This is a genomic window from Qipengyuania sp. MTN3-11 (assembly GCF_042851825.1).
GTDB lineage: Bacteria > Pseudomonadota > Alphaproteobacteria > Sphingomonadales > Sphingomonadaceae > Qipengyuania.
The window spans coordinates 402200-427500 of sequence record NZ_BTGM01000002.1; the positions used below are offsets into that span (position 1 = coordinate 402200).

At 64.1% G+C, this 25301-nt stretch carries 19 protein-coding genes (1 of these 19 cut by a window edge); 9 read left to right on the top strand and 10 right to left on the bottom strand.

Annotated features, from left to right (window positions below; all coding sequences use genetic code 11):
• The first annotated feature begins 22 nt into the window (after positions 1-22).
• From ACGHN1_RS09160 to ACGHN1_RS09180, 5 genes are all read left to right on the top strand, one after another.
• The gene (locus ACGHN1_RS09160; RefSeq protein ID WP_390550545.1) at positions 23-388 is read left to right on the top strand and encodes a response regulator; all 366 of its coding nucleotides are present in this window, start codon (positions 23-25) and stop codon (positions 386-388) included.
• A gap of 11 nt (positions 389-399) precedes the next feature.
• Positions 400-1530, top strand: coding sequence for a chemotaxis-specific protein-glutamate methyltransferase CheB (gene cheB, locus ACGHN1_RS09165; RefSeq protein ID WP_390550547.1), 1131 nt, complete (start codon positions 400-402; stop codon positions 1528-1530).
• Complete coding sequence (locus ACGHN1_RS09170) at positions 1521-2384, top strand: CheR family methyltransferase (protein ID WP_390550549.1); 864 nt, start codon at positions 1521-1523, stop codon at positions 2382-2384. Before cheB ends, ACGHN1_RS09170 begins: the two co-directional genes overlap by 10 nt.
• 110 nt (positions 2385-2494) lie before the next feature.
• Positions 2495-4072, top strand: a complete 1578-nt coding sequence (locus tag ACGHN1_RS09175) for a putative bifunctional diguanylate cyclase/phosphodiesterase (protein ID WP_390550551.1) — start codon at positions 2495-2497, stop codon at positions 4070-4072.
• Positions 4073-4140: 68 nt separating this feature from the next.
• Complete coding sequence (locus ACGHN1_RS09180; protein WP_390550553.1) at positions 4141-5484, top strand: methyl-accepting chemotaxis protein; 1344 nt, start codon at positions 4141-4143, stop codon at positions 5482-5484.
• A gap of 6 nt (positions 5485-5490) precedes the next feature.
• On the opposite strand, the gene ACGHN1_RS09185 is transcribed toward ACGHN1_RS09180, so the two are convergent.
• The 10 genes from ACGHN1_RS09185 to ACGHN1_RS09230 all read right to left on the bottom strand — a co-directional run bounded on the left by ACGHN1_RS09185 (position 5491) and on the right by ACGHN1_RS09230 (position 18537).
• A complete protein-coding gene (locus ACGHN1_RS09185) occupies positions 5491-8811 on the bottom strand; it encodes an amidohydrolase family protein (protein ID WP_390550555.1) in 3321 nt (1106 codons plus the stop codon).
• Positions 8812-8893: 82 nt separating this feature from the next.
• A complete protein-coding gene (locus ACGHN1_RS09190) occupies positions 8894-9754 on the bottom strand; it encodes an HpcH/HpaI aldolase/citrate lyase family protein (protein WP_390550915.1) in 861 nt (286 codons plus the stop codon).
• Positions 9755-9882: 128 nt separating this feature from the next.
• Positions 9883-10425 carry a hypothetical protein gene (locus tag ACGHN1_RS09195; protein WP_390550557.1) on the bottom strand — a complete coding sequence of 181 codons (543 nt, stop codon included), beginning with the start codon at positions 10423-10425 and terminating at the stop codon, positions 9883-9885.
• 522 nt (positions 10426-10947) lie between these two features.
• Complete coding sequence (gene csgH / locus ACGHN1_RS09200; RefSeq protein ID WP_390550559.1) at positions 10948-11286, bottom strand: curli-like amyloid fiber formation chaperone CsgH; 339 nt, start codon at positions 11284-11286, stop codon at positions 10948-10950.
• Positions 11287-11309: 23 nt separating this feature from the next.
• Positions 11310-12023, bottom strand: a complete 714-nt coding sequence (locus tag ACGHN1_RS09205; protein ID WP_390550561.1) for a hypothetical protein — start codon at positions 12021-12023, stop codon at positions 11310-11312.
• 4 nt (positions 12024-12027) lie between these two features.
• The gene (locus ACGHN1_RS09210; RefSeq protein WP_390550563.1) at positions 12028-12801 is read right to left on the bottom strand and encodes a hypothetical protein; all 774 of its coding nucleotides are present in this window, start codon (positions 12799-12801) and stop codon (positions 12028-12030) included.
• A 71-nt stretch (positions 12802-12872) separates the two neighbouring features.
• Positions 12873-14312 carry a beta strand repeat-containing protein gene (locus ACGHN1_RS09215; protein ID WP_390550565.1) on the bottom strand — a complete coding sequence of 480 codons (1440 nt, stop codon included), beginning with the start codon at positions 14310-14312 and terminating at the stop codon, positions 12873-12875.
• 84 nt (positions 14313-14396) lie between these two features.
• Positions 14397-16745: a beta strand repeat-containing protein gene (locus ACGHN1_RS09220; protein WP_390550567.1), complete on the bottom strand. Its 2349-nt coding sequence runs from the start codon at positions 16743-16745 to the stop codon at positions 14397-14399.
• Between the two features lie 415 nt (positions 16746-17160).
• Complete coding sequence (locus ACGHN1_RS09225) at positions 17161-18126, bottom strand: CsgG/HfaB family protein (RefSeq protein ID WP_390550569.1); 966 nt, start codon at positions 18124-18126, stop codon at positions 17161-17163.
• A 3-nt stretch (positions 18127-18129) separates the two neighbouring features.
• Positions 18130-18537, bottom strand: coding sequence for a curli assembly protein CsgF (locus tag ACGHN1_RS09230; RefSeq protein WP_390550571.1), 408 nt, complete (start codon positions 18535-18537; stop codon positions 18130-18132).
• Between the two features lie 603 nt (positions 18538-19140).
• Here ACGHN1_RS09230 and ACGHN1_RS09235 point away from each other — a divergent pair.
• From ACGHN1_RS09235 to ACGHN1_RS09250, 4 genes are all read left to right on the top strand, one after another.
• Positions 19141-19740 carry a TetR/AcrR family transcriptional regulator gene (locus tag ACGHN1_RS09235; protein ID WP_390550573.1) on the top strand — a complete coding sequence of 200 codons (600 nt, stop codon included), beginning with the start codon at positions 19141-19143 and terminating at the stop codon, positions 19738-19740.
• 223 nt (positions 19741-19963) lie between these two features.
• The gene (locus ACGHN1_RS09240) at positions 19964-21292 is read left to right on the top strand and encodes an efflux RND transporter periplasmic adaptor subunit (protein WP_390550575.1); all 1329 of its coding nucleotides are present in this window, start codon (positions 19964-19966) and stop codon (positions 21290-21292) included.
• Positions 21293-21343: 51 nt separating this feature from the next.
• Entirely contained in the window at positions 21344-24532 is a 3189-nt protein-coding gene (locus tag ACGHN1_RS09245) for an efflux RND transporter permease subunit (protein WP_390550577.1), read from the top strand.
• 11 nt (positions 24533-24543) lie between these two features.
• A protein-coding gene (locus ACGHN1_RS09250; protein ID WP_390550579.1) for an efflux transporter outer membrane subunit crosses the window boundary here: on the top strand, positions 24544-25301 show its 5' portion. 679 nt of this gene lie beyond the right edge of the window; the window shows 758 of its 1437 coding nt (coding positions 1-758); the start codon lies at positions 24544-24546; its stop codon lies beyond the right edge, outside the window.

Below are 25301 nucleotides of genomic sequence, written 5' to 3' on the forward strand. Positions count from 1 at the left end.
GGAACCTAACAAGGGCGCAGAAATGAAAACCTGTCTCGTCATCGACGATTCGCGCGTGATCCGGAAGGTATCGCGTCATATCCTCGAAACGCTGGGTTTCTCGGTCGACGAAGCCGAAAACGGCAAGCTCGGTCTCGACAAATGCATCGCGGCGATGCCCGATGTCATTCTGCTCGACTGGAACATGCCGGTGATGACGGGAATCGAGTTCATCACCAAACTGCGCCAGTGCGAGGGGGGCGACAAGCCAAAGGTCGTCTTCTGCACCACCGAAAACGACGTTGCGCATATCCGCCAGGCGATCAATGCCGGGGCCGACGAATATGTGATGAAACCCTTCGACCACGAGACGTTGCAGATAAAGCTTCAGCTCGTCGGCATGGCCTGAGGGAAGCGAAAATGGCTGCCGTCCTTCGCCCTTCCTCCATTGTCCGGGCGGCCGCTCCCGCGGTCGAACCCGATCGCAAGCCCGCGGTCGCGGCAGATGCCGTGAAGGTGATGCTGGTCGACGATTCGCTGACCGTGCGCACCGTCTTTTCCCGCATGATTTCCAGCGAACCCGATCTTACCGTCGTCGCTCAGGCGGAAACCGCGGAAAAGGCGCTCGTTCACCTGCGAACTACGGCGGTGGACGTCATCCTGCTCGACCTGGAAATGCCGGGTATGGGTGGTCTCGAAGCCCTGCCCGCGATTCTGAAAGGTTCCGCCGGCGCTCGGGTTCTGGTGGTCTCCTCGCTGACCGAGACCGGTGCCAAGGCGACCCTTTCGGCGCTGTCGATCGGGGCTGCGGACACGATGCTCAAGCCGCGACCTGGCGGCTTCAACGAGGAATACCGCGAAACCCTTCTCGGCAAGATCCGCGCCCTCGGAACGGCGAAGAACACGAGTGTGGAAGGCGAGCCGGCGTTGCATGCCGCCGCACCCCAGGCAATATCGAGCCGGAAGCGTCCCCACGTCGTGGCGATCGGCGCCTCGACCGGCGGCATCCATGCGCTCAATCTCTTTCTGCGCAAACTTCCGGCCGCCTTCGATCTGCCGATTTTGATCACCCAGCATCTTCCCGAAAGCTTCATCCCGGTCTTCGCCCGACAAATGGAAACTGCTGCGGGGCGCCCCGCGCTCCTCGCCGATGAGGGAACTCCGATCGAGCGCGGAAAGATTATTATCGCACCCGGTCACGGACATTTGATCGCCCGCAAGCTCGCCGGACGTGTAGTCACCGGTCTTGCGCATCACCGGGTCGAGAGTGGCTGCATGCCGTCGGTCGATCCGATGCTGGAAACGCTCTGCGAAGCCTACAACGGGCACGTCGCCGCAGTGGTTCTTTCGGGGATGGGTCGCGACGGCAGCCAAGGCGCAAAAATCGTCGCTGAAGCCGGCGGGGCGATCTATGCGCAGGACGAAGCCAGCAGCGCCGTCTGGGGCATGCCGCGCGGCGTGATCGAGAGTGGCCTTGCGAGTGCCATTCTTCCGCCGGGGGACCTCGCCGAGCAGGTCGCGGCCTCCGCTGGTGACGCAGCGTGGAGTTGAACGACGCATCGATCCGCATCATTGCCGAACTGCTTGCCAGAAAGACCGGACAGGAGCTGACCGAAAATCGCCTGTGGCGGGTGCCGTCGGCCCTCTCCGGTGTGTTTCGTGCGCGCGGCATCCGCAATGTCGATCAGCTTGCCTGCCTCCTTGCCGACCCCGACGAGAGTGCGCTGGAGAACGAGGTCGCCGAAGCGCTGCTCAACAACGAGACCTACTTCTTTCGCGATCAGCCCAATTTCAACACATTGGCGGATACCGTCCTGCCGGATCTGGCGCTCAAGCGTTCGGCCAGCAAACGCCTGTCGATCTGGTCGGCCGGGTGTTCGACCGGACAGGAGGTCCTGTCGCTGGCGATGATATTCGCCACCCAGCCGAATCGCTGGAAGGGATGGCTGATCGATATCGTCGGGACCGACGTGTCGAAAAGCGCGATCGAGGCAGCCCGGCAGGGACTTTATTCCCAGTTCGAAATTCAGCGCGGGATCGGCGTATCGCAGATGCTCGAGTTTTTCATCGAAACGGGCGCAGGCTGGCAGGCAAGCGATCGCATCATGTCGATGCTGCGCTTCCAGCAACGCAATATTCTCGACGCACCGCCGTCACCGGGGCGTTTCGACCTCGTGCTGTGCCGCAACGTCCTGCTGTATTTCGACCGCGCTACCCGGGTGCGGGCTTTCGACCGCCTTGCGGCCGCGACCGCCGGCGACGGATGGCTGATGCTCGGCGCCGGAGAAACCGTGGTCGGGCAGACCGAACGCTTCGATCCGGGAGACTGCGGCGCGTCCTTCTTCGTGCCTTGCCCGCTGCGCTATGCTTCCGCCTTCCGTCATCCGCGCTCCGCGGCCGGATGAAGCCGTACCCGGTCAGCAGAAGGCAACACGGGTAAATGCGCCGTTTACCGATCCTTATGGAAGCCAAGGCTAGTGCCGGAGAGGCTGTGGCTTTGGCCAAGGAGTTTCGCGTGGCAGGACCGACCCCCGCCGATGGTGTTGCGCCGCGAACGATGGTGTTCGCGCCGGTCGCCATTCTGTCGATAATCTTCGCACTGACGATCGGGGCGCTTCTACTCGACGACAGCGTCCGATTTGCGCCGGTGGCTTCGATCATCGGGGTGGGCACCTTGCTGTTCGCCATCGCGGCCGGCGCGTTGATCATCAGGGGCTTGCGCCAGGCCAGCGCGATCGCGAAGCTGGGACTTGCCGATACGCTCACCGGCCTTCCCAACCGGCGGGCCCTGCACGCCGACTATCGCCGGCTGGCGGTCGACGGGCGCGAGATGGCCATCGCACTGATCGACCTCGACGGCTTCATGTTGGTCAACGATCATTACGGTCACCAGATCGGTGATGCGACGATCCGCGAATGCGGAGCGATCCTGATCGACATTTGCGGTTCGGAAGCGCACATCTATCGGCTCGGCGGCGACGAATTCGCACTGCTGAGGGCCGGCCCGCTGTCTGGCACGATCCTGGAGGGTCTTTGCCGCAAAGTGGTCGAGCGCCTGGCGGCACCTGTCCGGGTCGACGAACGTCGGTTGACGCTCGGTGCCAGTATCGGCCTCACCCGCAGCGCCTGCGAAACGGAGATCGATTCCTCGGAAATGCTGCGCCGCGCCGATGTGGCGATGTACGCGTCCAAGCGTGGCGGCCGGGGCCGCTGCACCTGGTTCAGCCCCGAATTCGACCGCAACCGCGAGAAGATGCGCAAACTGGACGACCAGCTTCGCAGCGCGCTCGCCAATCAGGAATTCGACCTCCACTACCAACCGCTGGTCGATTGTGAGAGCAGCCGGGTGGTGGCGGTTGAATCGCTCATTCGATGGAACCGCCCCGATGGCAAGGCGATAGGACCGGGAGTCTTCATCCCCGCCGCGGAGACTTCGGGTCTGATCAATCCCATCGGTCTATGGGTGCTGCGGCGTGCATGCCGCGATGCGCTGGCATGGGGCGGCATCAAGCTGTCGGTGAACATTTCGGCGGCCCAATTGCGCAATCCCGAGTTTCCGGTGCAGCTTGGCCAGATTCTCGAGGAAACCGGCTTCGATGCGCAGCGGCTGGAACTGGAAATCACCGAAACCTGCCTGGTGGTCGATCCCGCCGTTGCCGAACGCAGCCTGGCCGTTGTGCGGGGCTTCGGAGTGAAGGTGGTGCTCGATGATTTCGGCACCGGCTACGCCTCGTTCGGGTTCCTGCGCCAATTCCGCTTCGAAAAGCTCAAACTCGACCGCAGCCTCGTTGAGCAGGCGAGCCGAGACGACGGCAGCCGCGCGATGATGCTTTCGTCGATCACCGTTGCGCGCGCCATGAACATGGGCGTGACGGCCGAAGGCGTCGAAACGTGCGAGCAGGCCGAGATGGTCCGCGCGGCAGGATGCGATACCATCCAGGGTTGGCTCTATTTCAAGGCCATGCCGGCCAGCGAGATCGCGCAGTACCTGGGGCGGCGTGTCGATGTGGCCGGGCCGTTGCCCCAGGTCGATGCCACTCGCCCCTTGCCCAAGGTGACCGACGCACCCCGTGGCGAGGCAAGCGCGGCCTGATCTAGGCACTTAACCCCAAATCAACCTTGATGCGGCACAAGGCGGTCCGGGACATACGGGATCACGACATGAACGCTCAGACCGGGGTATTGGACGAAATTCGCCGCGAGATTGACGTCGTGCCGATCGCAAAGGTCGAAGCTGAAGGAAGAAGTTCGGCCCTTGGCCGGTGGTTCATGGCGCGCAGTCTGCGCGAGAAGGCTAGGATCGCTTCGTTGTTCTCCCTGGGAGGGATGGCCTGTGTCGCCGCGCTGGGACTTTTGGGGCTGAGCGAGCCGGCATGGGCGGACACGGCTCGGTTTGGCATCGTGGGCCTGACGGCCGTCGCCCTGACGCTCGGCCTGGCGAGCCTCGTCTTCATCGAGCGCCAGATCATCGAACCCTTCCTGGCAATCTCGGGACAGATGGAACGGCTTGCGAAGGGCGGGCTTGATATCGAGGTAACAGGCCTATCGCGGCGCGACGAGATCGGGGACCTGGCCCGATCGTTCAAGGTCTTCGTACAGTCCGGACACAAACTCAACGAGCTGTTTGCGACCCGCAGGGCGACCGCCGATCTGCGCAAGGAGGAACTCGCCCGCCTGGCGAGCCAGTTCGAGAGCAATATCGGCGAGGTGGTAGGCGGCGTCGCTTCGGCTTCGAGCCAGCTCAAGTCCACCGCCAGCGCGATGGCCGCGGCTGCCGATCAGGCGGCATCCCAGACCACTCAGGTGGCCAATTCGATGGAGCAGGCTTCCAAGGGCGTGACTGCCGCGGCTGCGGCATCGGACGAATTCGCCATGTCGATCGGCGAGATCAGCCGCCAGGCGACCAATTCCGCCGATCTGGCCCGCAAGGCGACCGAAGCGGCCGCGGGTGCGGACGAGACGATCTCCACGCTCGCAAGCTCCGCCGATCAGGTCGGCCAGATCGTCGAACTGATTCATGCAATCGCCCAGCGCACCAATCTCCTCGCACTCAACGCCAGCATCGAAGCCGCGCGCGCCGGAGAAGCGGGCAAGGGATTCGCGGTGGTCGCCAGCGAGGTCAAGGAACTCGCGATGCAGACCAGCAAGGCGACCGAGGAAGTCGCGCAGCAGATTCGGGAGATGCAGGATTCGACCGGGGCCAGCGTCGGTGCGCTCAGGGCCATCGGCGATCAGATCAAGCAGCTGGAAACCACGGCGATATCCATCGCCAGCGCCGTCGATCAGCAATCGGTCGCCGGCCAGGACCTTGCCCACAGCATCGATCTTGCCGCACGCGGTTCCGACGAGGTTACGGAGAGCGTGGCGCAGGTGCGCGAGACCTCCCTTGCGGCCGGTGCCGCCGCGGGCCAGGTTCTCGGTTCCGCTACCGAACTCGAGGAGCAGGCCTCCCGGCTTCGGCTCCGGGTGGACGAATTCCTCGGCCACGTCCGCGCGGCTGGCTGAGGCGTCCTATTCCCACCAATAGGGCAGGCGCCGCGCATCGCCGGTGACGACCTCGTTCATCGTCCGCGCATCGTAGAGCCGGCCGCCGAGCATGACGCGTTCGATATCGTCGGAATTGCTGATGTCCTCTGACGGGTCCGCGGTCAGGATGATCAGATCGGCGAGCTTGCCGACCTCGAGGCTGCCGATGTCGCGTTCCATGCCCAGCGAACGCGCCGGCTCGATGGTCCCCGCGCGCAACGCTTCGACCGGCGACATGCCGCCGCGCACGAAGCTCCACAGCTCCCAATGCGCCGCGATGCCCGTCTGCTGGCCATGCGCGCCGATGCTGACCTTGACCCCGCGATCCGCGAGCTTCTTGGCCTCGCGGGCCGAATTGTCGTCGACGAATGCCCATTCCGGCGCCGTGGTGCGCCTCGCGGTTTCAGCCAGCAATTGCTTCGGTGGAGTGTGGACCAGGAGCGGATTGTCGAAGACATCGGTCGCCTGCCGCCAGTACGGATCGCCGGCAAGCCCGCCATAGGTCACCGCCAGGGTTGGGGTATAGTTGGTCTGGCTCTGGCCGAAGAACTGCAGCACGTCTTCGTACATCACGTCGACCGGGATATTGTGCTCCAGCGTCGAATTGCCATCGGCGATCAGGTTCAGATCCATGCCGAACAGCGATCCGCCTTCTGCCACCACCAGCATGTTCTCCGCGCGCGAAGCGGCGACCACCTGCTGGCGCTGTTCGCGCCGCGGCTGGTTGTAGTTCTTGATCGAGATGCCGCCTTGCGACTTGATGCGCCGGACATGCGCCAGCGCATCGTCGTAATCGTCGATCCGGGCATAGACCCCGGCTGCCTTCGCTCCGTAGACGATCTCGCCGGTCGAGAAGGTGCGCGGGCCCAGATACATGCCCGCACGCTGCCTTTCGCCAGCGGCGAACACGGTGCTCGCCTGGCTCGACGGGTCGTGGATCGTCGTCGATCCCAGAGCCAGGTTCTGCACTGCCGACCAGTTCTGTTGCGGGACCAGATCGCCCTGACCGTAGGGTCCATGTGCATGCGCATCGATCAGACCGGGCATGATCGTGCGGCCAGCGGCATCCACGCGCCGGGCGTTTGCCGGTATCGTAACGCTGCCGGACGGCCCGATCGCGGCGATCCGGTCGCCTTCGATCACGATCGTGCCATCCTCGATCGCGCCGGCACCCTCGCCCGCCATGGTCAGAATGCGTGCGCCGGTAATCGCGACAGTACCATTCGGCTTCGCTGCACGCACGGTGCGCGCGAGCGAAACACCGGTGGTCGGCTGGGCGAACTTCGCGGCACCCTCCGCCGCCGGCGCACGGTCGAACATCGCCGCGGTGGAAGCCCGATAGAGCGTCGGCCCCATTGACCAGTAGAGCGTGTCGCCGCCGTCGGCCCAGCCGATGTAGTCGGCTCCGCCCTCGCTCGCCCTCACCGTGGGGAGCGAGCTGGCGGTCTCGTCGACCGCGACTGCCTGCCCACCTGGCATCAGCGGCATGGCGAAGACTTCGTAATTCTGGCGGAAAGCGAAATATTCGCCGTTCGGGGCGACGCGGAAGTCGTTGGCAAGCTCGCCCTGGGCATGAACCCGCCGGGCCTCGCCGTTGAGATCGCTCGAGAGGAGCTGAAGCTTGCCCCCTTCGCTGCCGAGCATGAACACCCGATCGTTCGCGGCGCCGAACTGCGGATCGGAATTGCCTCGCGAGATAAGCTCGGGCGTGCCGCCGGAGACCGCCACACGGTACACCCCCCGATTTTCCGAATACTCGGGCGAAAGGAGAAATCCGCCCTCGCGCTTCTCGAATACGAGCGTCCGCCCGTCGGGGGAAAATCGCGGAACGGCATAGTGGCCGCGCTGGCTGGTTACCGTGCGCACGTTGCGTCCGTCGGCATCGGCGACGACGATCTGCCCGAGCCCGGCATCGGTCCAGCGGACCCAGGCCAGGCGATTGCCGTCGCGCGACCACGCTGGCCACAGTTCCAGTGCCTCGTCCTGGCTGGTCAGCCGGCGTGGCTCACCACCGCTCGCCGGCTTGACGTAGAGCTTGCCGAGACTTTCGAAGACGATCCGGCTGCCGTCGGGTGAGAGCGAGGCGAATTTGGGCATAGCGGTGGTGAAGCTGTCGGGCGCAACCGGGATCACCGGATGCGGCGCGTCCGCGACGCCACGGGTATCGTCGATACGGAAGGGTATTGTCTCCGCTTCACCACCCTCCGCGGCGATGCGACGCAGCTTGCCGCCTGCCCAGAATACGATCTCGCGGCTGTCGGGGGTCCAGTCCATCGCCGGATAGACCCCGTAGACCGCCCAGGTCTCCTGCAAATCGAGGTCCAGCGCGTCGTAAATCATCGTCTCGACGCCGGTAGCGAGGTCCTTCACCCACAGCTGTGACTGGTCCTTGTCGCGGCGCACGAAGGAAAGTCGGGTCCCGTCCGGAGATGGCTGCGGACGAACCGATCCACCGTATCCCGAGATCGCGGTGGTGACCTCGCCTGTCGCAAGATCGAAGCGCTCGATCTCGAACAGGCTCTGGAGGGAATCCTGCGCGTAGATGAAGGTGTTACCGGGCGAGACGTTGCGGGTGTAGTAGATCGCTTCCCCGTCGGGGGAATAGACCGGCTCCCCCAATTCCTTCTGCAAGTCCTCGTTGGCGCGTTCGACCATGGCTACGCCGCCGCCACCCGAAACGTGATAGAGCCAGATCTCGCCTGTGCCGGCAGATCGTGCGGTGGTGAAATGCTTCTTCGCCGCGATATAGCGCCCGTCGGGGCTCCAGGTCGGATTGTTGAGGAGGCGGAAATTCTCCTTCGTGACCTGCTTCTTGTCGGCACCGTCGATATTCATCAGCCAGATGTTGTCGGCACCGTTGCGGTCCGAGGTAAAGGCGATCCGCCGTCCGTCGGGAGAGAAACGCGGCTGTATCTCCCATGCAAGCCCCTCGGCGATGCGGGTCGGGGTGCCGCCGGCGATCGGCATGGTGTAGATGTCGCCGAGCAGGCTGAAAGCGAGCGTGCGTCCGTCGGGGGAAACGTCAACGTCCATCCAGGTGCCCTCGTCCGTGCGGATCGGCACCTGACGGATCGTCGCGCCGCGCGGGGCGGTGATGTCCCATTCGGTATCTTCTTCGGGGGTTGCCTGCGGATCGACCGGGCTAGTCGTCGCTTCGGCACCGCTGCCCTCCTCCGGCCCTTCCTCCTGCGAGGCGTCGACTTCCTGCTCCTCCACCGGGTTGGGCGAAGGCGGCGTCGGGTCCTGAGCCAGTGCGGTCTGGGCGACGAAAAGGCTGGCCAGAACCGAAGCGACGGTAGATTTCATTAGGTGTTCTCCCCCCGAGGATCGCGGCCGGTCTAGGCCGAATGGCCGGAGAGTCAAAGCGTCGCCGGTCGGAGCGAGAACACTACTCGTCGAGCTGGGCGAGCAATTGGCGGGCTCGGGAAAGGTGCGGCCGGTCGAGCATGCCCTTGCGCCAGCCGATCGTTCCGGCATCCGGATTGGCCTCGAACAGATCGACTATCTCGCGTGCCTCGCTGACTTCCTCCGCGCTGGGAGTGAAGGCCTCGTTGATTACTTCGACCTGCGCCGGGTGGATCGCGAGCATTCCCCGGTAGCCGTCGCGGCGCACCTGTTCGGCGCGTACGCGGAGCCCGTCGAGGTCGCGGAAATCGCCCATGATCGTCTCGATCGCCGGCACGCCGGCCTTGGCCGCGCCGAGCAGGCACAGGCTCCGGGCCAACTCGTAGGTCGGGCGATATCGGTCCTCGCCGTCCGTGTTGTCCAGCGCACCGACCGAATCCGCCAAATCTTCCGCCCCCCAGGTCATGGCAACCAGCCGCGGAGCACCGCGATAGGTACCGGTGCCGAACATCGCCGCCGCGGTTTCTGTCACCAGCGCCGCGACCGGCGTCGAACCCGGTTCGATCCCGTGAGCGCTCTCCAGCGGCGTCAGCAAGGCGTCGAGGGCCTCGACATCGGCCCCGCCCTCGGCCTTGGGCAGCAGAACTCCGCCCGGCCGCGCAGGCATGATCGCGTCGAGGTCGGTAGCGGTCCATTCTCCGTCGAGCGGATTGACCCGTACCCAGATGCGCCCGCCATGCCCGGCATTCGCCGCCAGGAAATCGACGACCATCCGCCGCGCCTCGGGCTTCCGGGGGATTGCCACCGCGTCTTCGAGGTCGAGAATGACGATATCTGCGGGCCCACCCAGCGCCTTGTCCATCTTCCGCTCCGAATCCCCGGGGGCGAACAACCAGGATCGCATTCTCGGCAGTGTACGCACTTTCACTCGGCAATCTCCTGAGCAGAGCGGCGCGCTTATCAAACGTATCCCGTGGATGCCAGCCGGAGGCCGCCGATCGGCTTGCGGAACGCTTGGCCTCGCGGCTTGGCCTAACCTGCGGCGTCGGCCATCACCAGCTCGTCGTATACCGGATCGTACCGGATCGGAACGCCGCTGAGCGCCAGCAATTCGACCGATACGAACTGCTCTTGCGGGACGGTCGCGCGCAGCGAAGCGAAACGCTCCGGCGACAGTCGCGTTTTCAGTACCTCCATGATCTGTGCCACATCGAGGATGATCCCGCGGTCGCCATCCACCTGGAAAGCGATGGTCGCGATCTTCTGCTGGCCAAAGCGCATCGCCATGCTCTCGCCGAGGCGACCGGCATCGACTTGCGCGACGTGAACCACCGGCTCGCCCTTCGATATCTGGTCGACGAAGGCCGAGGAGCGAACGGGCGTCGAAGCGGCTGCAGGCCGTTCCCAGATTCGCGCCAAAGAGACGGATGGCGTCGGGACCGCAGAAGGCGCGGGCGCGGTGTCGACCTCGCGCGGAAGCGACCGGCGATAGGTCTCGAACGCGCCTGCCAGTCGGGTGCGCAGTTCTCCGAGGCTCGCGTCCGGTTCGGCGCCCAGTGTTTCGGGACCGTCCAATCGCCGCGTCGAACCGGATCGGAAGTCCGGTTCCGGCAAATCGATAGGCCGGATGATCTCGGTCCTGGCCGAAGACAATGCGAGGCCGCCCAGAATGGTTTTCCGACCCGGCCTTACGTTCGCTTCGGTCAACGACGTCCGAGGCTTTGCCTCATCCTGCAGGACCGCTTCGGGCTTTGAAATCAGGCCCGTGGGAAGGGGAGCATGCGCCAGATCGCGAGCAGGACGGGCCGAAACGGTCCGCGTCCGCTTTTGCTTGGCTGGATAAAATTCATCCAGGCCACGCGAGACCGCCGGCTTTTGCGGTCCCGCCGTGTTTGATCTGTTGCCGGTCGCCAACAGCTTGGGCTGTTCCTCGACACGGGTGACCGCCGTCGCCATTGCCAGCGACGTTTCCAAGCCGATCAGAAGTGTACAACATGCCGCGCTGGAAAGAAGAGCGGTACCAATACGCTGCGGAGCGCGGCCGAAGCCACCTGATTTCCAGCCGAAGGGTTGGTCCGGGACACCCACCGCCGTGGACTATGCGTCGGCGGGGGCGCCGCCGGAACATGTCCCTGCTTCGACCTCGTAGGGTGCAAGGTCCTGTTCGCGAACCGTCAGCCGCGCGCACCAGCTGTCGGCGAAAGAGACCTTGAACTTCGACAAGGTGCTTTCCGCCCCAGCTTGCAACGAGGTCTTGCCCCGATGTCTCGCGTGCGAGGAGCCCTGGATCTCGATCTCGTATTCGACCGTCTGATCGATCGGGGACCGAGCGATCACTTCGAGTTCGGCATTGTGATCCGTTTCGGACACTTCCATCGTGAATGCCCGGTCGCGAGGCATGGCGGTCTCCCCTTCGGCCACTGCGGTTGCGGCCATGAAAATTGCAATTGCGAAAACCATCAGGAGCCTCCGGGCCGACCGCCGAGTTGCTCGACGATGGCATTGATCAGGGCCTGCGTCTCCGCAGAAAGCTCTCCGGCACCGGTGGGCGTTTCCGGAACCGCGCCGGGCTGGGGAGGAGGATTGGCCGCCAGCGCGACCGAGGCGATAGCCTGGTTGTCGGCGTCGTCCGCTGTACCGACATTTTGCGCCAGCCGCCTGATCGCATTGTCGAAGGTCATCGAACGGGTCTCTTCCAGCGCCTCGCCGAGCAGACGTTCTTCCGGCGAAAGCGCATTGCGTCGCGCCTGCCGGAATTCCTGAGACCGGGTCTCGATCCGGTTGGCACAAAGCCGCCTTATGGCGGCGGTCTCGGCTGCTTCGTTGCAGATGTCGGTGCCCTGTACCTTTTCGAGCAGCACCTCCCGCTCCGCTGCGCTCAACTGCGCGAGCAGGGTCGACAGTTCGGTTTCCGAAAGCTGGGTCAACATCGCGGGGTCGATCGACGGGGAGGAAATCTGCGCGACGGTCTCGCTGTCTTCGCCCTTGCCCGAATTTGCCACCCCTCCGCCGCGATCCGTCCGGTGCCCGTAAACGGACTCCCGCGGATCGACCGTCGTTCCTCCGGCTTGTTCGATGAATACCGGATCGCCCGACTGTTCCACCCCGTCCTGAGCGGAGGCTTGCGACCCCGCCACGGCGAGGACCGCCATGATGAGAGAGGGCCGACTCACTGCGTCAGCCCCCGTCGCCGTTGACGATGGGATCGCCGGTGTTCGTCTGGATGATCTCCATGCTCTGGCCGCCGCTCTGGGTGACCTGCATGTCGGACAGGCCGCTGCCGTCCTGAGTCCAGGCGAGCCGGTTGGAATTGCCCAGCTGTGTCGCCGTCATGAGGTTGCCGTCGCCGTTCTGGACAAGGCGCGCCTGGTTGTCGCTGCCATCCTGGACGAGGCCGATGAGGTTGTTCGAGCCGCTCTGGCTGATGGCGGCGGCGGAATAGATCGCCTGCGCTTCGGTCTGGGAGACGTCGGCGCGGTTGTTGTCGCCCTGTTGCGCGAGCATCAGCACGGCCTGGCCGCGGCCCTCCTGGCCGACATTGGCGGTGTTGCCGTCGCCATCCTGGGCGATCGAGGCGTAGTGATTGCCGTTGTCCTGATCGACGGTGGCTCCATTGCCGTCGCCCGTCTGAACGATGCGGGCGTAGGCATTGTTGCCGGTCTGGCGCGCTTCGGCACGGTTGGTGGCGCCGACCTGCGCGATGAATACGCCGCGGCTGTCTTGGGGCGGAACGGCGATATCTTCGAACTGGAACGGGTTGCCGCCGCCGCCGGCATTGCCGTTGGCGCCGTCATTGCCGTTGTTCCCGTTGCAGGGATTGCCGGTTCCGCGACCGGGCCCGTCCCCGCAAGGATTGCCGGGGGGGGTCTTGTTGTTCTTGGCGAGAAGAGGCGCCGAGGTGCCGAGCGCGGCGGCCGCGAGAAGAGCGATGGCGGTGCGAAGCGGCGTCATGGCGAGTACCTCTTGGTTCGATGTAGCAGAAACCGGACGGGCCGCGAAGCCCGCCCGGTTCCTGGTTCAGGTCAGCCGCCCACGCCGTTCTGGGTTACGGTGGCGCTGAGATTGTTGCCGTTCTGCTGGACGCCGGAGTAGTTGTCGCTACCGCCCTGCGTCACATTGGCGGTGTTGTTGTCGCCCGCCTGGATGATAGAGGAGATATTGTCCTCGGAACCAGCCAGCTGCAGCAGGGTCGCCATGTTTCCGTCGCCATTCTGGCTCACGGTGGACTGACCGCGGTCGCCGTTCTGGGTGACCGAAGCGGTGTTGCCGGAGCTCGCCGCAGAAGTCAGCAGCAGGTAATTGCCATTGGTGCCCTGCATGATCGACGAGCTATTGTCCGAGCCGTTCTGCGCGAGGGTCGCGGTTTGCGATTCCCCGACCTGGACGATCCCCGCCCCGCCGGCACGAGTGCCGGAGGTGTTGTTGCTGCCGATCTGGGTGATCGTGGCGTTCTGGTTGCGGCCGTACTGTGCGACAGATGCCTGGTTGCCCGAAGCGCTGCCCACGTCGCCGGCCGTGCCCTGGGTGATCGAGACGCTCTGGTTCTCGTTCAGCACGGGCAGGGACGTTCCGAAAAAGAACGGGGTGCGTGCGGCGTTCTGCGACACGGTCGCTTCGTTCGAGGAACCGGTCTGCGCAATCCCTACGTCCGAACGATCGGCAATCTCCGTTACCAACGAATCGTTGCTGGTGCCGTCCTGAGCGACATCGATGATCGAACCGGCCGCGGTCTGGGTGACCACTGACAGGTTGGTCAGACCATTCTGATCGACGGTCACCGCAGCGGCAGCGCCGAGCTGATCGACAGTGGAGTCGTTTCCTTCGCCGTTCTGGTCGATGTCGATCACTGCGAGCGCGCCGGTCTGGCTGACGCTCGAGATGTTTGCCTGACCGGTCTGGTCGACCGTGGTCAAGGCACCCAGGCCCACCTGATCGACACTGCTGTCGTTGCCCTGCGTCCCATCGAGATCGTTTGACTGGGTCACGGTGGTGAACGCCGCGATGCCCGACTGGGTGACGTCCGATGTGTTCTGGCTGCCAGACTGGTCGACGCGGGTCTCGTCGCCGTTGGTGAAGGCGGTCTGCAGCACGGTCGAGGTGTTGCCCGCGCCGTTCTGTTCGACATCGGTGAGCGATTCGTCGCCGCGCTGTTCGATGGTGTTGTCGTTGCCCTCGCCGGTCTGATCGACGATCGCGTCGTTGTCGTCGGCGGAGCCGGTCTGGAGGACCGTGGAGCTGTTGAGGTCCGCACCGGTGCTGACCTGGGTCACGTCGGCGAAATTGCCTTCGCCATCCTGGTCGATGTCGCTGCTGTTGAAGCCGGAGCCGCTCTGGTCGACCACGGCGGTTTCGCCGACGCCGGTCTGCTCGACGTCGGAAGTGTTGGGATTGCTCTGCGCCATTGCAGGCGCGGAGAGCGCGAAGGCCAGCGCCGATGCGCCGACAAACAGGGTTTTCTTCATGGCTTGATGCCTTTTGTGAAATGCGAGGATTTGGAACCGCATGGTCGGAGGGCGCCGCTGGCGGCGCCCTCCTCCCATTCGTCTTTACTGGGTCCCACCAGGCGCAGTGCCCTGCGTCACGGTGGCGCTGTTGTCGGTTCCCGACTGCGAGATGCTCGAAGTATTCAAGTCGGAATACTGGAACACCGTCGCCGTGTGGCCCGAGCCGGTCTGCAGGACGGTCGACAGATTGTCGCTGCCGTCCTGCGTCACGTTGGCGGTCAGTTCGAAGCCATTCTGATCGACGAACGAGGTGTTGTCGTTACCGCCCTGAGCGACCGTCGCCAAGTTGCCCGAGGAGGCGCCATCCACCAGATCGTTGGTCTGGGTGATGGTGCTCGCGTTGCGGTCACCGTCCTGTTCGGAGCTTGCCTCCATGAGGCGTGCGCTGCGAGTGGCCGTTCCACCGAACTGGGTGATCGTGCTGGTGTTCGCATCGCCGATCTGGTCGATGGATGCGTCCGCAACGGCAGGGTCCGAACCGCCCGCCGGGTTCGGCGCATTGTTCACCGACTGGTTGATGGTTCCGGTGTTGCTGTTGCCGGCCTGCTCGACATAGGCCACCGACAGCTGGCCGCTCTGACGAACGATGGCGTCGTTGTCATCGCCGCTCTGGTCGATGCCGACCAGACCGAGGGCATCGCCCGCCGAGTTGTCGAAACCGGACTGCACGACATCCGACACGTTGCGGTCGCCCGACTGGTTGACGTTGAGATCGCCCGACGATCCGCTTTGGATCGCATAAGAAGCGTTGTCATCGCCCGACTGGGTGATCAGCGCTTCCTGACCATTGGTCTGGAAGGCGTTCCCGTTGCTGCGGCCCTGCGTCAGGATCGAAGTGTTGCCCGAACCGGACTGTTCGATCGTCGCAACAGCGTTGAGCGAAGTCTGCTCGAGCGTCGAGCTGTTGTCGGTTCCCGTCTGTATGACGTTTGCCGTCGCACCGGCATCATCCTGCTGGACAATGCTCGACGTCAGGAACGTGCCGTCCTGATCGACGGTCGCGTCGCCATTGGCGGCCGACTGGGTCAATCCTGAGAGGTTGTTCGATCCATTCTGCGTGACCGTAGCAACGCTATCGATACCCGACTGATTGATGTTCGACGTGTTGGTGTAGGCCGGACCGACCGAAGGCTGACCGGTCTGTGCAACCATTGCCGTGGCACGCGTCGACTGGGTCACCGTCGACAGATTGTCACCGTAATCGCCGCCCTGAGTGACGGTCGCAACCGCGCCAGCGTCCGAACCACTTTGAGTGATCGTCGAGGTATTGAACGTGCCGGTCTGCGTCGTGGTGGCGGTGGCGTCAGCACTCTGGACGATATCGGCCAGGTTCAGCTGCCCATCTTGATCGATAGTGGCTTCCGCACCATCGGCGCTCTGGTTGACCTGAGCAACGTTGTTGTCACGGCCAGCGAACGGTCCGACGGTATTGTCGCCGTCTTGGGTAATCGTGGCAGTGGCACCGGCGGACTGGGTCACGTTGGCGAGATTGTCGTCACTATCCTGCGTGACCGTCGCGAAGGCGCCCGATCCGGTCTGCGAAACGTTTGCATCGTTCCGATCGCCGTTCTGCGCCACCACGGCCTCGTTCATGTCGCCGCTCTGGGAAACTGCGGCATCATTGTCGTTGCCGTTCTGGGTGATCGAAGCATCCAGCAGGGAAGGGTTCGTGCCGCTGAGCTGGTTGATCGTCGCTCCGTTACGGTCGCCGGTCTGCGAAACATTGGCGAACGAGGAATCTGCGCTGGACGCACCTGCAGCGATTTCCTGGCGCACCGAGGACTCGTTGGCGTCACCATCTTGGTAAACGGTGGCAACCGCACGCTGCGCGGGACTCTGGTCGACGTTCGATACGTTGTCGTTTCCAAGCTGCGTGACGCCGGCCGATGCCGTGTCTTCATCGCCATCACCGACCGAGTTGAGAGATCCCCCCTGTACGATTGTGGACGAGTTCCCATCACCCTGCGCCTGGAAAACTTCGGCACTATTGGCAGTGCCACTCTGCGTGACAGAAGAAGTGTTAGCGCCGTCCTGCTCCACCAGCACGTCGTTGCGATTGTCGATACCATCGCCGGGCTGCTGAATGACGGTCGAATCCGAACCGTCGCCGGACTGCTTAACGGTAACCTGATTGTTACGGCCGACCACCCCCGTATTGGTGGCGGACTGGTTCACGGTCGAGGTGCCGTTGGTACCGGACTGCGAAACGTTCGCGTCGTTACCCTGACTGCTCTGAGTCACGGTGCTCTCGTTGCTCGATCCCGCCTGTCCGACGGTTGCGGTATTGTTGCTACCGGTCTGGCCAACGGTGGACGTGTTGTCCTGTGCAAAGGCCGAGGAAGCGATCGAAAGCGCCAGGATGGAGGCGCCGGTAAGGATAGATTTTTTCATCACAATTTCCTTCTGCGTTGGTCGGTTTGCGACTTATGGTTGCGATGCGGGCTTATGCTTCCCGCTTGATTTCCGGCGAGCCTGCGCCCGCCAAAAGCAAAAGGGGCCGGCAACCTCGCGGTCGCCGGCCCTTCAGTTAGCTAAGCGTGATGCCGGGAATGAATTGATCGCCGGTGCCAGTCCGGCCGGCGGCGCCGGCGGACGTCGGAAGTTGTCCCGAGATTTCGAAAACAGCCTTCATGTTGCATCACCTTCCGAAAAAGGCGATAACCAGCCCGCTCCGGCGCAAAGAACGCCGAGCACTCCGGGTATCGCAGCCCAATCACTGCACGCATTCGGAGTTGCCGCTCCTGTGCGTGCATTTTTTTGTCACCGCCGCGGGAGGACCGATTGTCCGCCCGCCAGCGATGTCAAATCACGTTTCGTCGTCCTCGTCGTTCTCCTCGCGGACGACCTTGAGCGCGGAGACCGAGCCTGCGCGCCTGATGGCACGCTGAACGTCCTCCGCCTCGTAAATTCCGTTCTTCTCGGCCAGATAGTGCTGCCGGATCGGCCCGGCGCCCGCCATGTCGGCGAACCGCCACAGGTCGAGCTCGACGCCCTCCATGATCAGGCCGTAGACCGCCTTCTCGATCGCCTGCTGCAACGCCACTTGATCGGGCTCGTTCGCGGTGATACCCGCCTCGGCCTCGAGCAGTTCCTTGAACGCTACGAAGCGGAACGCGCTGGCGCCGATCGCCTGGCTGGCGATGGTCTTGGAGGCGGTGACATTGGTCAGCACCTCTCCCGTCCGCACCGAAACGGCGCGCAGATAGACGGTCACGGTGTCCTGGCGGTATTCCGTGCGGGCACCGATGCCGAGAAAGGCTGCTCCGGCGCCGCCGGTCACGGTGTTGGTGTCGTATCCCACGATCCCGCCTTCCAGCAGGACTCCGGCGAACAGCAGCGCCGGCAGGGCGTTGGGGTCGGTTTCCTCCTCGCCGAGGTAGCGCTTGCGCATCTCGGAAATGATCTGCCGCTCCTTGAGCAGATTGTCCAAGCGCTCGCGCTCGACCACCGTGAACCAAGAGCGCTGGCCGGCTTCCTGCAAAGCCTTGACGAGCATCGAACTCGCGCCCTGGGTCACCGCGCGCGACAGGGTCTGGCCCGCCTCGGTCGGCTTGAACTGGCCGGTCTGGTCGGTGAAGCCATAGACGGCGATCGCCACCTGCCGCTCCGGCGCAGGCAAGCCGTTCAGGATGTTCTGCGTCTGGGTTTTCTTCGGGAAATAGGCGAGGCTGGTGTCCGGCGCGATCATGTCACGCCCGTCATTGCCGACCGTCGCACAACCGACGAGGCTCAAGGCGGACACTGCCGCAACCAGGCTGCGAAGAAGACGCATCGATCAATCGACCTCGACGAACAGGGGAATGACGATCCGGGTTTCCTCGCCCGTATCGTCGTTGGTGATGGTGAGCGTGACGGAATCCAGCGTGCGGAAGAAGGTGATCGTCTGGCCACCGAAGCTGATGGTTCCGCTCTCCTGAGGGTTCTCGCCGAAAATGGCGTCCACGACCTGCGAAGAAAGCGCGGACAGGAGACGCGACTGCAATTGCCGCGCGAAGATGTCGGCTTGCGAGTTCGTCGTCGTCGAGTTGGGATCGCGATATTTGTTCTGCGCCGTGGCGGTGCCGAGGATATGCGCGGAGTTGAACGGATTGCCCCCGTTGGTCGGGCTGATCGGCTCGTATACGAGATCCTGCGCGCTCGCAGCGGCAGACATCATGCCGATGCAGACGGCACACAAGCCCATTCGTCCTAAAGTCACACCCACCCCCAAAGCACAAGCGGCTGATTATCGAGTGATCGGCACCATGCGTTTCTACGCTCTGGCTACCTTCGAGTGCGACCCCGAACAGTTAACGCGGTTTTAACGGGTTCATCGGATTCGCTCAATAGCTATTACACCCACCTGATCCAATTCGGGACTGGGATGACATAGCACTGAAAAAACGAGAAATTTCCAATCGGGCGGACCCTGATCTTCGGCGTCGGCAAGGACCCCGTCACGCCGCAATCCGAAATTTTCCGCTATCGATTCGCCAGTAACTCGCACATGCAAATTTGGTTCCTGCTGCGCTCAGTTTATTCAAGGAAACAGATGGTTGGGCCGCGTTCCCCTGTGCCCCCGCCCTTCCCTGAACCGACACGAGAGCGGTGGTTGCTAGCAGCCCGGCTACTTACGACCCCAAAACCGACCATCGGCACCACGCCACTCGGGTTTGATCCCTCCGCGCTGTGGATTGGCAGTTCCGTGCAAAGTCGCTGACGTCTGGCTCGCCGCCCGCGTTGGCACAAACCGCTGAAGTGCCTGGCTTGGATTGAAATCCAACGAATTAGTTCTATACATGTCAGTATGGAAAAGCTTGCCACCAGGGGTCGCCCACGGGAATTCGATACCGACGAGGCGCTCGGCGCCGCTCTGCTCGTGTTCTGGCAGAAGGGTTACGAGGGCACCACATTGTCCGATCTCACCGATGCCATGGGTATTACCCGCCCGAGCCTTTATGCCGCTTTCGGCAACAAGGAGAACCTTTTCCGCCAGGCGCTCGATCTCTACGAAAAGGATAAGCTGGCCTATATCGGCGAAGCAGTTGCGGCGCCTACCGCCCGCGCCGTTGCCGAAACGTTGCTGCTTGGCTCTGTCGACGTTGCCACCGGTGGCGAATGCCGTGGGTGCATGGGTGTGATCGCTTCGGTTGCGTGTCAGAGCGTCGAACCTTCCATACGGGACGACGTCAACGCACGCGCAGAGTCCGCGAAACAACTCATCGTCGACCGGATGCAGCAAGCGATAGACAACCGAGAATTCACGGTACCGACCGACGCTACGGCGATGACCCGTTACATTCTGGCGTTGATGCAGGGCATATCGGTCCAGGCTCAGTCCGGGGCGAGCCGTGAGGAACTGATGCAAGTTACTGAGTCCGCATTGCTTTCCTGGCCGTCACGCTGATTTCCTTCCGCGTCTGCGAAAAAAATACCTAGCGGTATAGAATTTCCGCTTGACCTGAACCTCAGATTACATACTTATCGGTACAGATAGTCGCGTGGCGGTACAGGCCCCGTGGCGGCTGGATGCTTTTGGCGTTCAGTCCATCCGAATGATGTGCGTTTTGCTTCCAGAGCCTCGCTTTTGGAGACGAGACCGCTTGTCCGAATAGGGTCAGGGATACCTCATGTTTGACACACCGTTTGATCGCTATGCCGACGAGACCGTCGAAGAAGGTCGCGCGCAGGAAGCTGCCGAAAGGTCGGAAGAACCGAATTCAGCGGGAGCCGATCCTTCCCGCGTTCCGCCGCGTCCAGCACAGCGTAAGCGGCTGTGGCTCGGACTGGCGCTGCTCGTCGCGGTGGTGGGCGCCTGGTGGTTGCTGGGCAGCAAGCCCGCGGTTCCCGCTGCCGCAGCGCCGCCGGTCGTCACGACAGCTCTGCCGCTGCAGGAGGAAATCACCGAGTGGGACGAATTCGTCGGCCGGTTCGAAGCGAGCCGCAGTGTCGAAGTACGACCGCAGGTCTCGGGTGAGATCACGAGCATTCACTTTACCGACGGGCAATTCGTCCGCCAGGGCACCCCGCTTTTCACGATCGACTCGCGCGCCTATCGCGCCGCGCTCGCGGAAGCGCAGGCCGAAGTTGCCCGCGCCGAAAGCGCGCTGGCGCTCTCGCGCGACAATCTGGTCCGGGCCCAGCGCCTGATTGACGACGATGCGATCGCCGGAACCGAAATCGACCGCCTGCAGGCCGAAATCCGCAATAACGCTGCGACCTTGGCCGCCGCCCGGGCGAGGGTTTCCGCCCGGGCGCTCGACGTCGGCTTCACCACCGTGCGCGCGCCGATTTCGGGCCAGATTTCCGATCGCCGGATCGATGCGGGCAATCTCGTATCGGGCGGCGGAGGGGCTGCCGCCACGCTGCTGACCACGATCAACGCGGTCGACCCGGTCTATTTCGAATTCACCGGTTCGGAAGCCCTGTTCCTCAAGTCCCGCCGCGAAGGGCTGGACAAGGGCACGCCGGTCGAAATCCGCCTTCAGGACGAAACCGAATATCGCTGGCACGGGACGCTCGACTTCACCGATAACGGCCTCGACAGCCAGTCGGGCACCATTCGCGCCCGCGCTGTGGTTCGCAACGGCGAGGGCTTCCTCGCCCCGGGGCTGTTCGGTCGCATGCGTCTCGCTACCGGCGGAACGCGCCAGGCTCTGCTCGTTCCAGATACCGCCATCACCACCGACCAGACGCGCAAGCTGCTGCTTGTTGTCGGCAATGACGGGACGGTGGCTACCCGCGCGGTCGAAATGGGTCCGCTGGTCGGTGAGCTGCGCGTCATCGAGCAAGGGCTCCAACCCTCCGACCGGGTAATCATCAAGGGTACTCAAATGGCCATGCCGGGGCAGAAGGTCAGGGCGCAGGACGGCCATATCGCAGTCTCCGCACCGGCCCGCGAGACGACGCGCAAAGCGCCGGTCGCGATCCCCGCCGCCTCCGCCAGCCACGCCAGCTAAGACCCCGTCGCGGCGCGCGTCACGTTCCCAAATCACGCCCGGAGTGCGTCCATGAACATTTCCCGCTTCTTCATCGATCGGCCGATCTTCGCCAGCGTTCTCGCGGTCCTGGTGACGCTGGTCGGTGCGATTTCGTACTTCTTCCTGCCGGTCAGCCAATATCCCGACATCGTTCCGCCGACCGTGACCGTGACCGCCGTCTATCCCGGCGCGTCCGCCGAGACGGTCGCCGACACGGTCGCCAATCCGATCGAGCAGGAAATAAACGGCGTCGACGGCATGCTCTATCAGTCGAGCGAGTCGACCGGCGACGGGCGGATGACGATCACCGTGACCTTCGCTCCCGGCACCGATCTCGACGAGGCGCAGGTGCTGGTCCAGAACCGCGTAGCAATCGCGGAAGCGCGACTGCCCGAAGAAGTTCAGCGGCTCGGCATCGTCACCCGCAAGACCACGCCCGACTTCCTCATGGTCGTCAATCTGATCTCGCCCGACGCCTCGCTCGACCGCGAATATATCTCGAACTATGCCCAGACCCGCATCAAGGACCGGCTCGCACGTCTCGATGGGGTCGGTGACGTCCAGATGTTCGGCCAGCGCGAACTCGCGATGCGCGTCTGGATCGATCCGGGACGCGCCGCCGCGCTGGGCTTGACCGGCAGCGACGTCGTGCGGGCCCTGCGCGCGCAGAACGTCCAGGTCGCGGCCGGCACGCTCGGCCAGCAGCCCAGCCCCGATTCCGCCTTCCAGCTCAATGTCGAGACGCAAGGGCGCTTCACCAGCCCGGCACAGTTCGGCGACGTGGTGATCCGCACGGACGAAATGGGCCGCCAGATCCGCGTCAGCGACGTTGCGCGGGTCGAGATCGGCGCCGCCGATTATGCCACCTCGGCCTATCTGAACGACATGGATTCGGTGATTTTGCCGGTCTTCCAGAAGCCGGGCTCCAACGCGCTCGACGCGGCGGAAGGCGTCAAGGCGACAATGGAGGAACTGTCGCGCGATTTTCCTCAGGGGCTCGAATATCGGATCGTCTACAATCCCACCGAATTCATCGCGCAGAGCATCGATGCCGTGCTCCACACCCTGCTCGAAGCGGTGGTCCTGGTTGTGCTGGTCATCATCGTGTTCCTGCAGAAAGCGCGCGCCTCGATCATCCCGGTACTGGCCATCCCCATTTCGCTGGTCGGCACCTTCGCGGTGCTGGCGATGCTGGGCTATTCGCTCAACAACCTGTCGCTGTTCGGGCTCGTCCTCGCCATCGGAATCGTGGTCGACGATGCGATCGTCGTGGTCGAGAACGTCGAACGCAATCTGGAGGCCGGGTACAGCCCGCTGGAGGCGGCGCGCCGGTCCATGGACGAGGTCGGCTCGGCGCTGGTCGCGATCGTGCTGGTCCTGTGCGCCGTGTTCGTGCCGACGCTGTTCATGGGCGGGCTGTCGGGCGAATTCTACAAGCAGTTCGCGGTCACGATCTCTGCCGCCACGGTGATCTCGCTGTTTGTATCGCTGACGCTGTCGCCTGCGCTCTCCGCGCTGCTGCTGAAGCCCCACCAACATCTGTCCGAGGACGCGCCGCGCTGGCGCAAGGCGCTCGATCGCGCGGGCGAGACGTTCAACGCCGGCTTCGCCCGTTTCAGCGATTGGTACGCGCGGCTGACCGGGCGGCTGGTGGCGATGCCCCGGCGCATGATGCTGGCCTATGCCGTGCTGATCGGGCTGACCGGGTTCACGCTGGCGTCCACACCAACCGGGTTCGTCCCGCAGCAGGACCAAGGGTATTTCGTCTCGGTCATCCAGCTTCCGCCTGGATCGGCGACGACCCGCACCGATGCGGTGATGAAGCAGGTCGCCGAGCGGGTCCTTCCCATCGAAGGTATCACCGGCGCGGTCATGCTTTCGGGCTTCGACGGGACCACCCAGACGCAGTCCGCCAGCTCCGCCGCCGCTTACTGGGTGCTCGACGAGTTCGAGAACCGACAAGGCAATGGCCGTTCGATCGACGAATTGATCGCCAAGGCGCAGGAGGCGACCGCCGACATCAACGAGGCGCGCCTGATGATCGTCAAGCCGCCCGTCATCCAGGGGATCGGCTCTGCCGGCGGCTTCCGCCTGATGCTCAAGGACAATTCGGGCCAGGGTTACCGGCAGATGCAGGAGGTGGCGAATGCCGTGATCGCGCAGGCCAACCAGCAGGACGGTCTGGCCGGTGTCTACACCTTCTTCGATACCGGCACGCCCCGGGTGAAGACCGATATCGATCGCGAAAAGGCCCAGATGCTGGGCGTCGCACCGAGCGACATCTTCGAGACCCTGTCGGTCTACTTGGGCAGCGCCTTCATCAACGACTTCAACCTGCTCGGCCGGACCTATCGGGTGACCGCACAGGCGGACGCCGCCTATCGCGACGATGTCAGCGATATCGGGAATCTCTATGCCCGTTCGGACAGCGGCGCGATGGTGCCGCTAGGGTCGCTTGCGACCATCACCGACACCACCGGCCCTTATCGAGTAAGCCGCTACAACCTGACGCCAGCGGTTGCCATCGATGGCGACACCGCGCCGACGAACTCGACGGGACAGTCGCTGGTCACGATGGAAAAGGTCGCGGCGCAGACCGTGCCGCAGGGCTATTCGACCGAATGGACCGGGATCGCGTACCAGCAGGCGAGTACCGGCAACACCGCAGTCTTTGTCTTCGGACTGGCGGTGCTGCTCGTCTTCCTGGTCCTGGCGGCGCAATACGAAAGCCTGATCATGCCCCTGGCGATCATCCTGATCGTGCCGATGTGCCTTCTCGCAGCGATGATCGGGGTCAATGTGATGGGTATGGACAACAACGTCCTCACCCAGATCGGCCTGGTCGTGCTCATCGCCCTGTCGGCCAAGAACGCGATCCTGATCGTCGAGTTCGCTCGCCAGGGCGAGACGCTACACGGCCTTTCGCCCGTCGATGCCGCGATCGAGGCGGCGCGCACCCGCCTGCGCCCGATCCTGATGACCAGCTTCGCCTTCATCCTCGGTTCGGTCCCCCTCGTCATCGCCACCGGCGCGGGCGCGGAGCTGCGCCAGGCACTGGGCACCGCGGTATGCTTCGGCATGCTGGGCGTGACCGGCTTCGGGCTCGTTTTTACCCCCACTTTCTATGTCGTCTGCCGCGCGCTCGGCGACCGGCTCGCATCGCTGCGCGGCGTCGGGCGCGGCGACGACGCAGGCCGCGCCGTCCAGCCCGCCGAATAGGATCGACGTTCATGACCATTCGCAACATCTTCCTTTCCGCCGTTTCCGCGCTGACCCTTGCGGGTTGCGCGGCGGGGCCGGACCACATCGCCTCCACCCCTCGCCCCGCTGTGGAAACCGGCCCCTTCCTTTCAGCAGAAGCCGATGTCGTCAGCCCCGCCCCGCTCCCCGACACTTGGTGGCGCCTTTATCGCGACCCTGTGCTCGACGGGCTGGTCGCCGACGCACTCGCCGCCAACACCGATATCCGGCAGTCGGTCGCCCGCATCGACCGCGCCCGTGCCGCACTGCGCGGGGCACGATCGGACCGCCTCCCGCAAGTGGGCTTGAGCGCATCGGCAGGCTATGGCCGGACGCCCGAAGCCCAGCCCGTGTTCGGCGCCGACCGCGACGGCGGTCAGTTCTCGATCGGAGCCGAGCTGGCGTACGAGGTCGATTTGTTCGGACGGGTGCGCAGCGGCGTGGCGGCGGCCCGCGGCGATGTCGCTGCCGCGCGCGCCGATGCCGAAGCCGTAAGGGTAATGGTCGTCGCCGACACGACCCGTGCCTATGCCGACGCTGCCAGCGCCGCGGCGCGGCTGCGGGTGGCGCATTCCATCGTCGACCTGCTCGAAGACAGCCTGCGGCTGACTCGGGTGAGGCACGATGCTGGCTACACCGATGGACTCGCGGTGGCGCGGATCGAAAGCCTGCTCGAACAACGCGCGGCAACGATCCCCGCGATCGAGGCACAGCGCCGCGCTGCCCTGTTCGCGCTTGCCACGCTGAC

Excerpts from the sequence above, each read along its gene's own strand:
- ACGHN1_RS09160 (WP_390550545.1), top strand. The coding sequence starts at position 23 with ATGAAAACCTGTCTCGTCATCGACGATTCGCGCGTGATCCGGAAGGTA.
- cheB (WP_390550547.1), top strand. The coding sequence starts at position 400 with ATGGCTGCCGTCCTTCGCCCTTCCTCCATTGTCCGGGCGGCCGCTCCC.
- ACGHN1_RS09180 (WP_390550553.1), top strand. The coding sequence starts at position 4,141 with ATGAACGCTCAGACCGGGGTATTGGACGAAATTCGCCGCGAGATTGAC.
- ACGHN1_RS09185 (WP_390550555.1), bottom strand. The coding sequence starts at position 8,811 with ATGAAATCTACCGTCGCTTCGGTTCTGGCCAGCCTTTTCGTCGCCCAG.
- ACGHN1_RS09190 (WP_390550915.1), bottom strand. The coding sequence starts at position 9,754 with ATGCGATCCTGGTTGTTCGCCCCCGGGGATTCGGAGCGGAAGATGGAC.
- csgH (WP_390550559.1), bottom strand. The coding sequence starts at position 11,286 with ATGGCCGCAACCGCAGTGGCCGAAGGGGAGACCGCCATGCCTCGCGAC.
- ACGHN1_RS09210 (WP_390550563.1), bottom strand. The coding sequence starts at position 12,801 with ATGACGCCGCTTCGCACCGCCATCGCTCTTCTCGCGGCCGCCGCGCTC.
- ACGHN1_RS09215 (WP_390550565.1), bottom strand. The coding sequence starts at position 14,312 with ATGAAGAAAACCCTGTTTGTCGGCGCATCGGCGCTGGCCTTCGCGCTC.
- ACGHN1_RS09220 (WP_390550567.1), bottom strand. The coding sequence starts at position 16,745 with ATGAAAAAATCTATCCTTACCGGCGCCTCCATCCTGGCGCTTTCGATC.
- ACGHN1_RS09225 (WP_390550569.1), bottom strand. The coding sequence starts at position 18,126 with ATGCGTCTTCTTCGCAGCCTGGTTGCGGCAGTGTCCGCCTTGAGCCTC.
- ACGHN1_RS09230 (WP_390550571.1), bottom strand. The coding sequence starts at position 18,537 with ATGGGCTTGTGTGCCGTCTGCATCGGCATGATGTCTGCCGCTGCGAGC.
- ACGHN1_RS09235 (WP_390550573.1), top strand. The coding sequence starts at position 19,141 with ATGGAAAAGCTTGCCACCAGGGGTCGCCCACGGGAATTCGATACCGAC.
- ACGHN1_RS09240 (WP_390550575.1), top strand. The coding sequence starts at position 19,964 with ATGTTTGACACACCGTTTGATCGCTATGCCGACGAGACCGTCGAAGAA.
- ACGHN1_RS09245 (WP_390550577.1), top strand. The coding sequence starts at position 21,344 with ATGAACATTTCCCGCTTCTTCATCGATCGGCCGATCTTCGCCAGCGTT.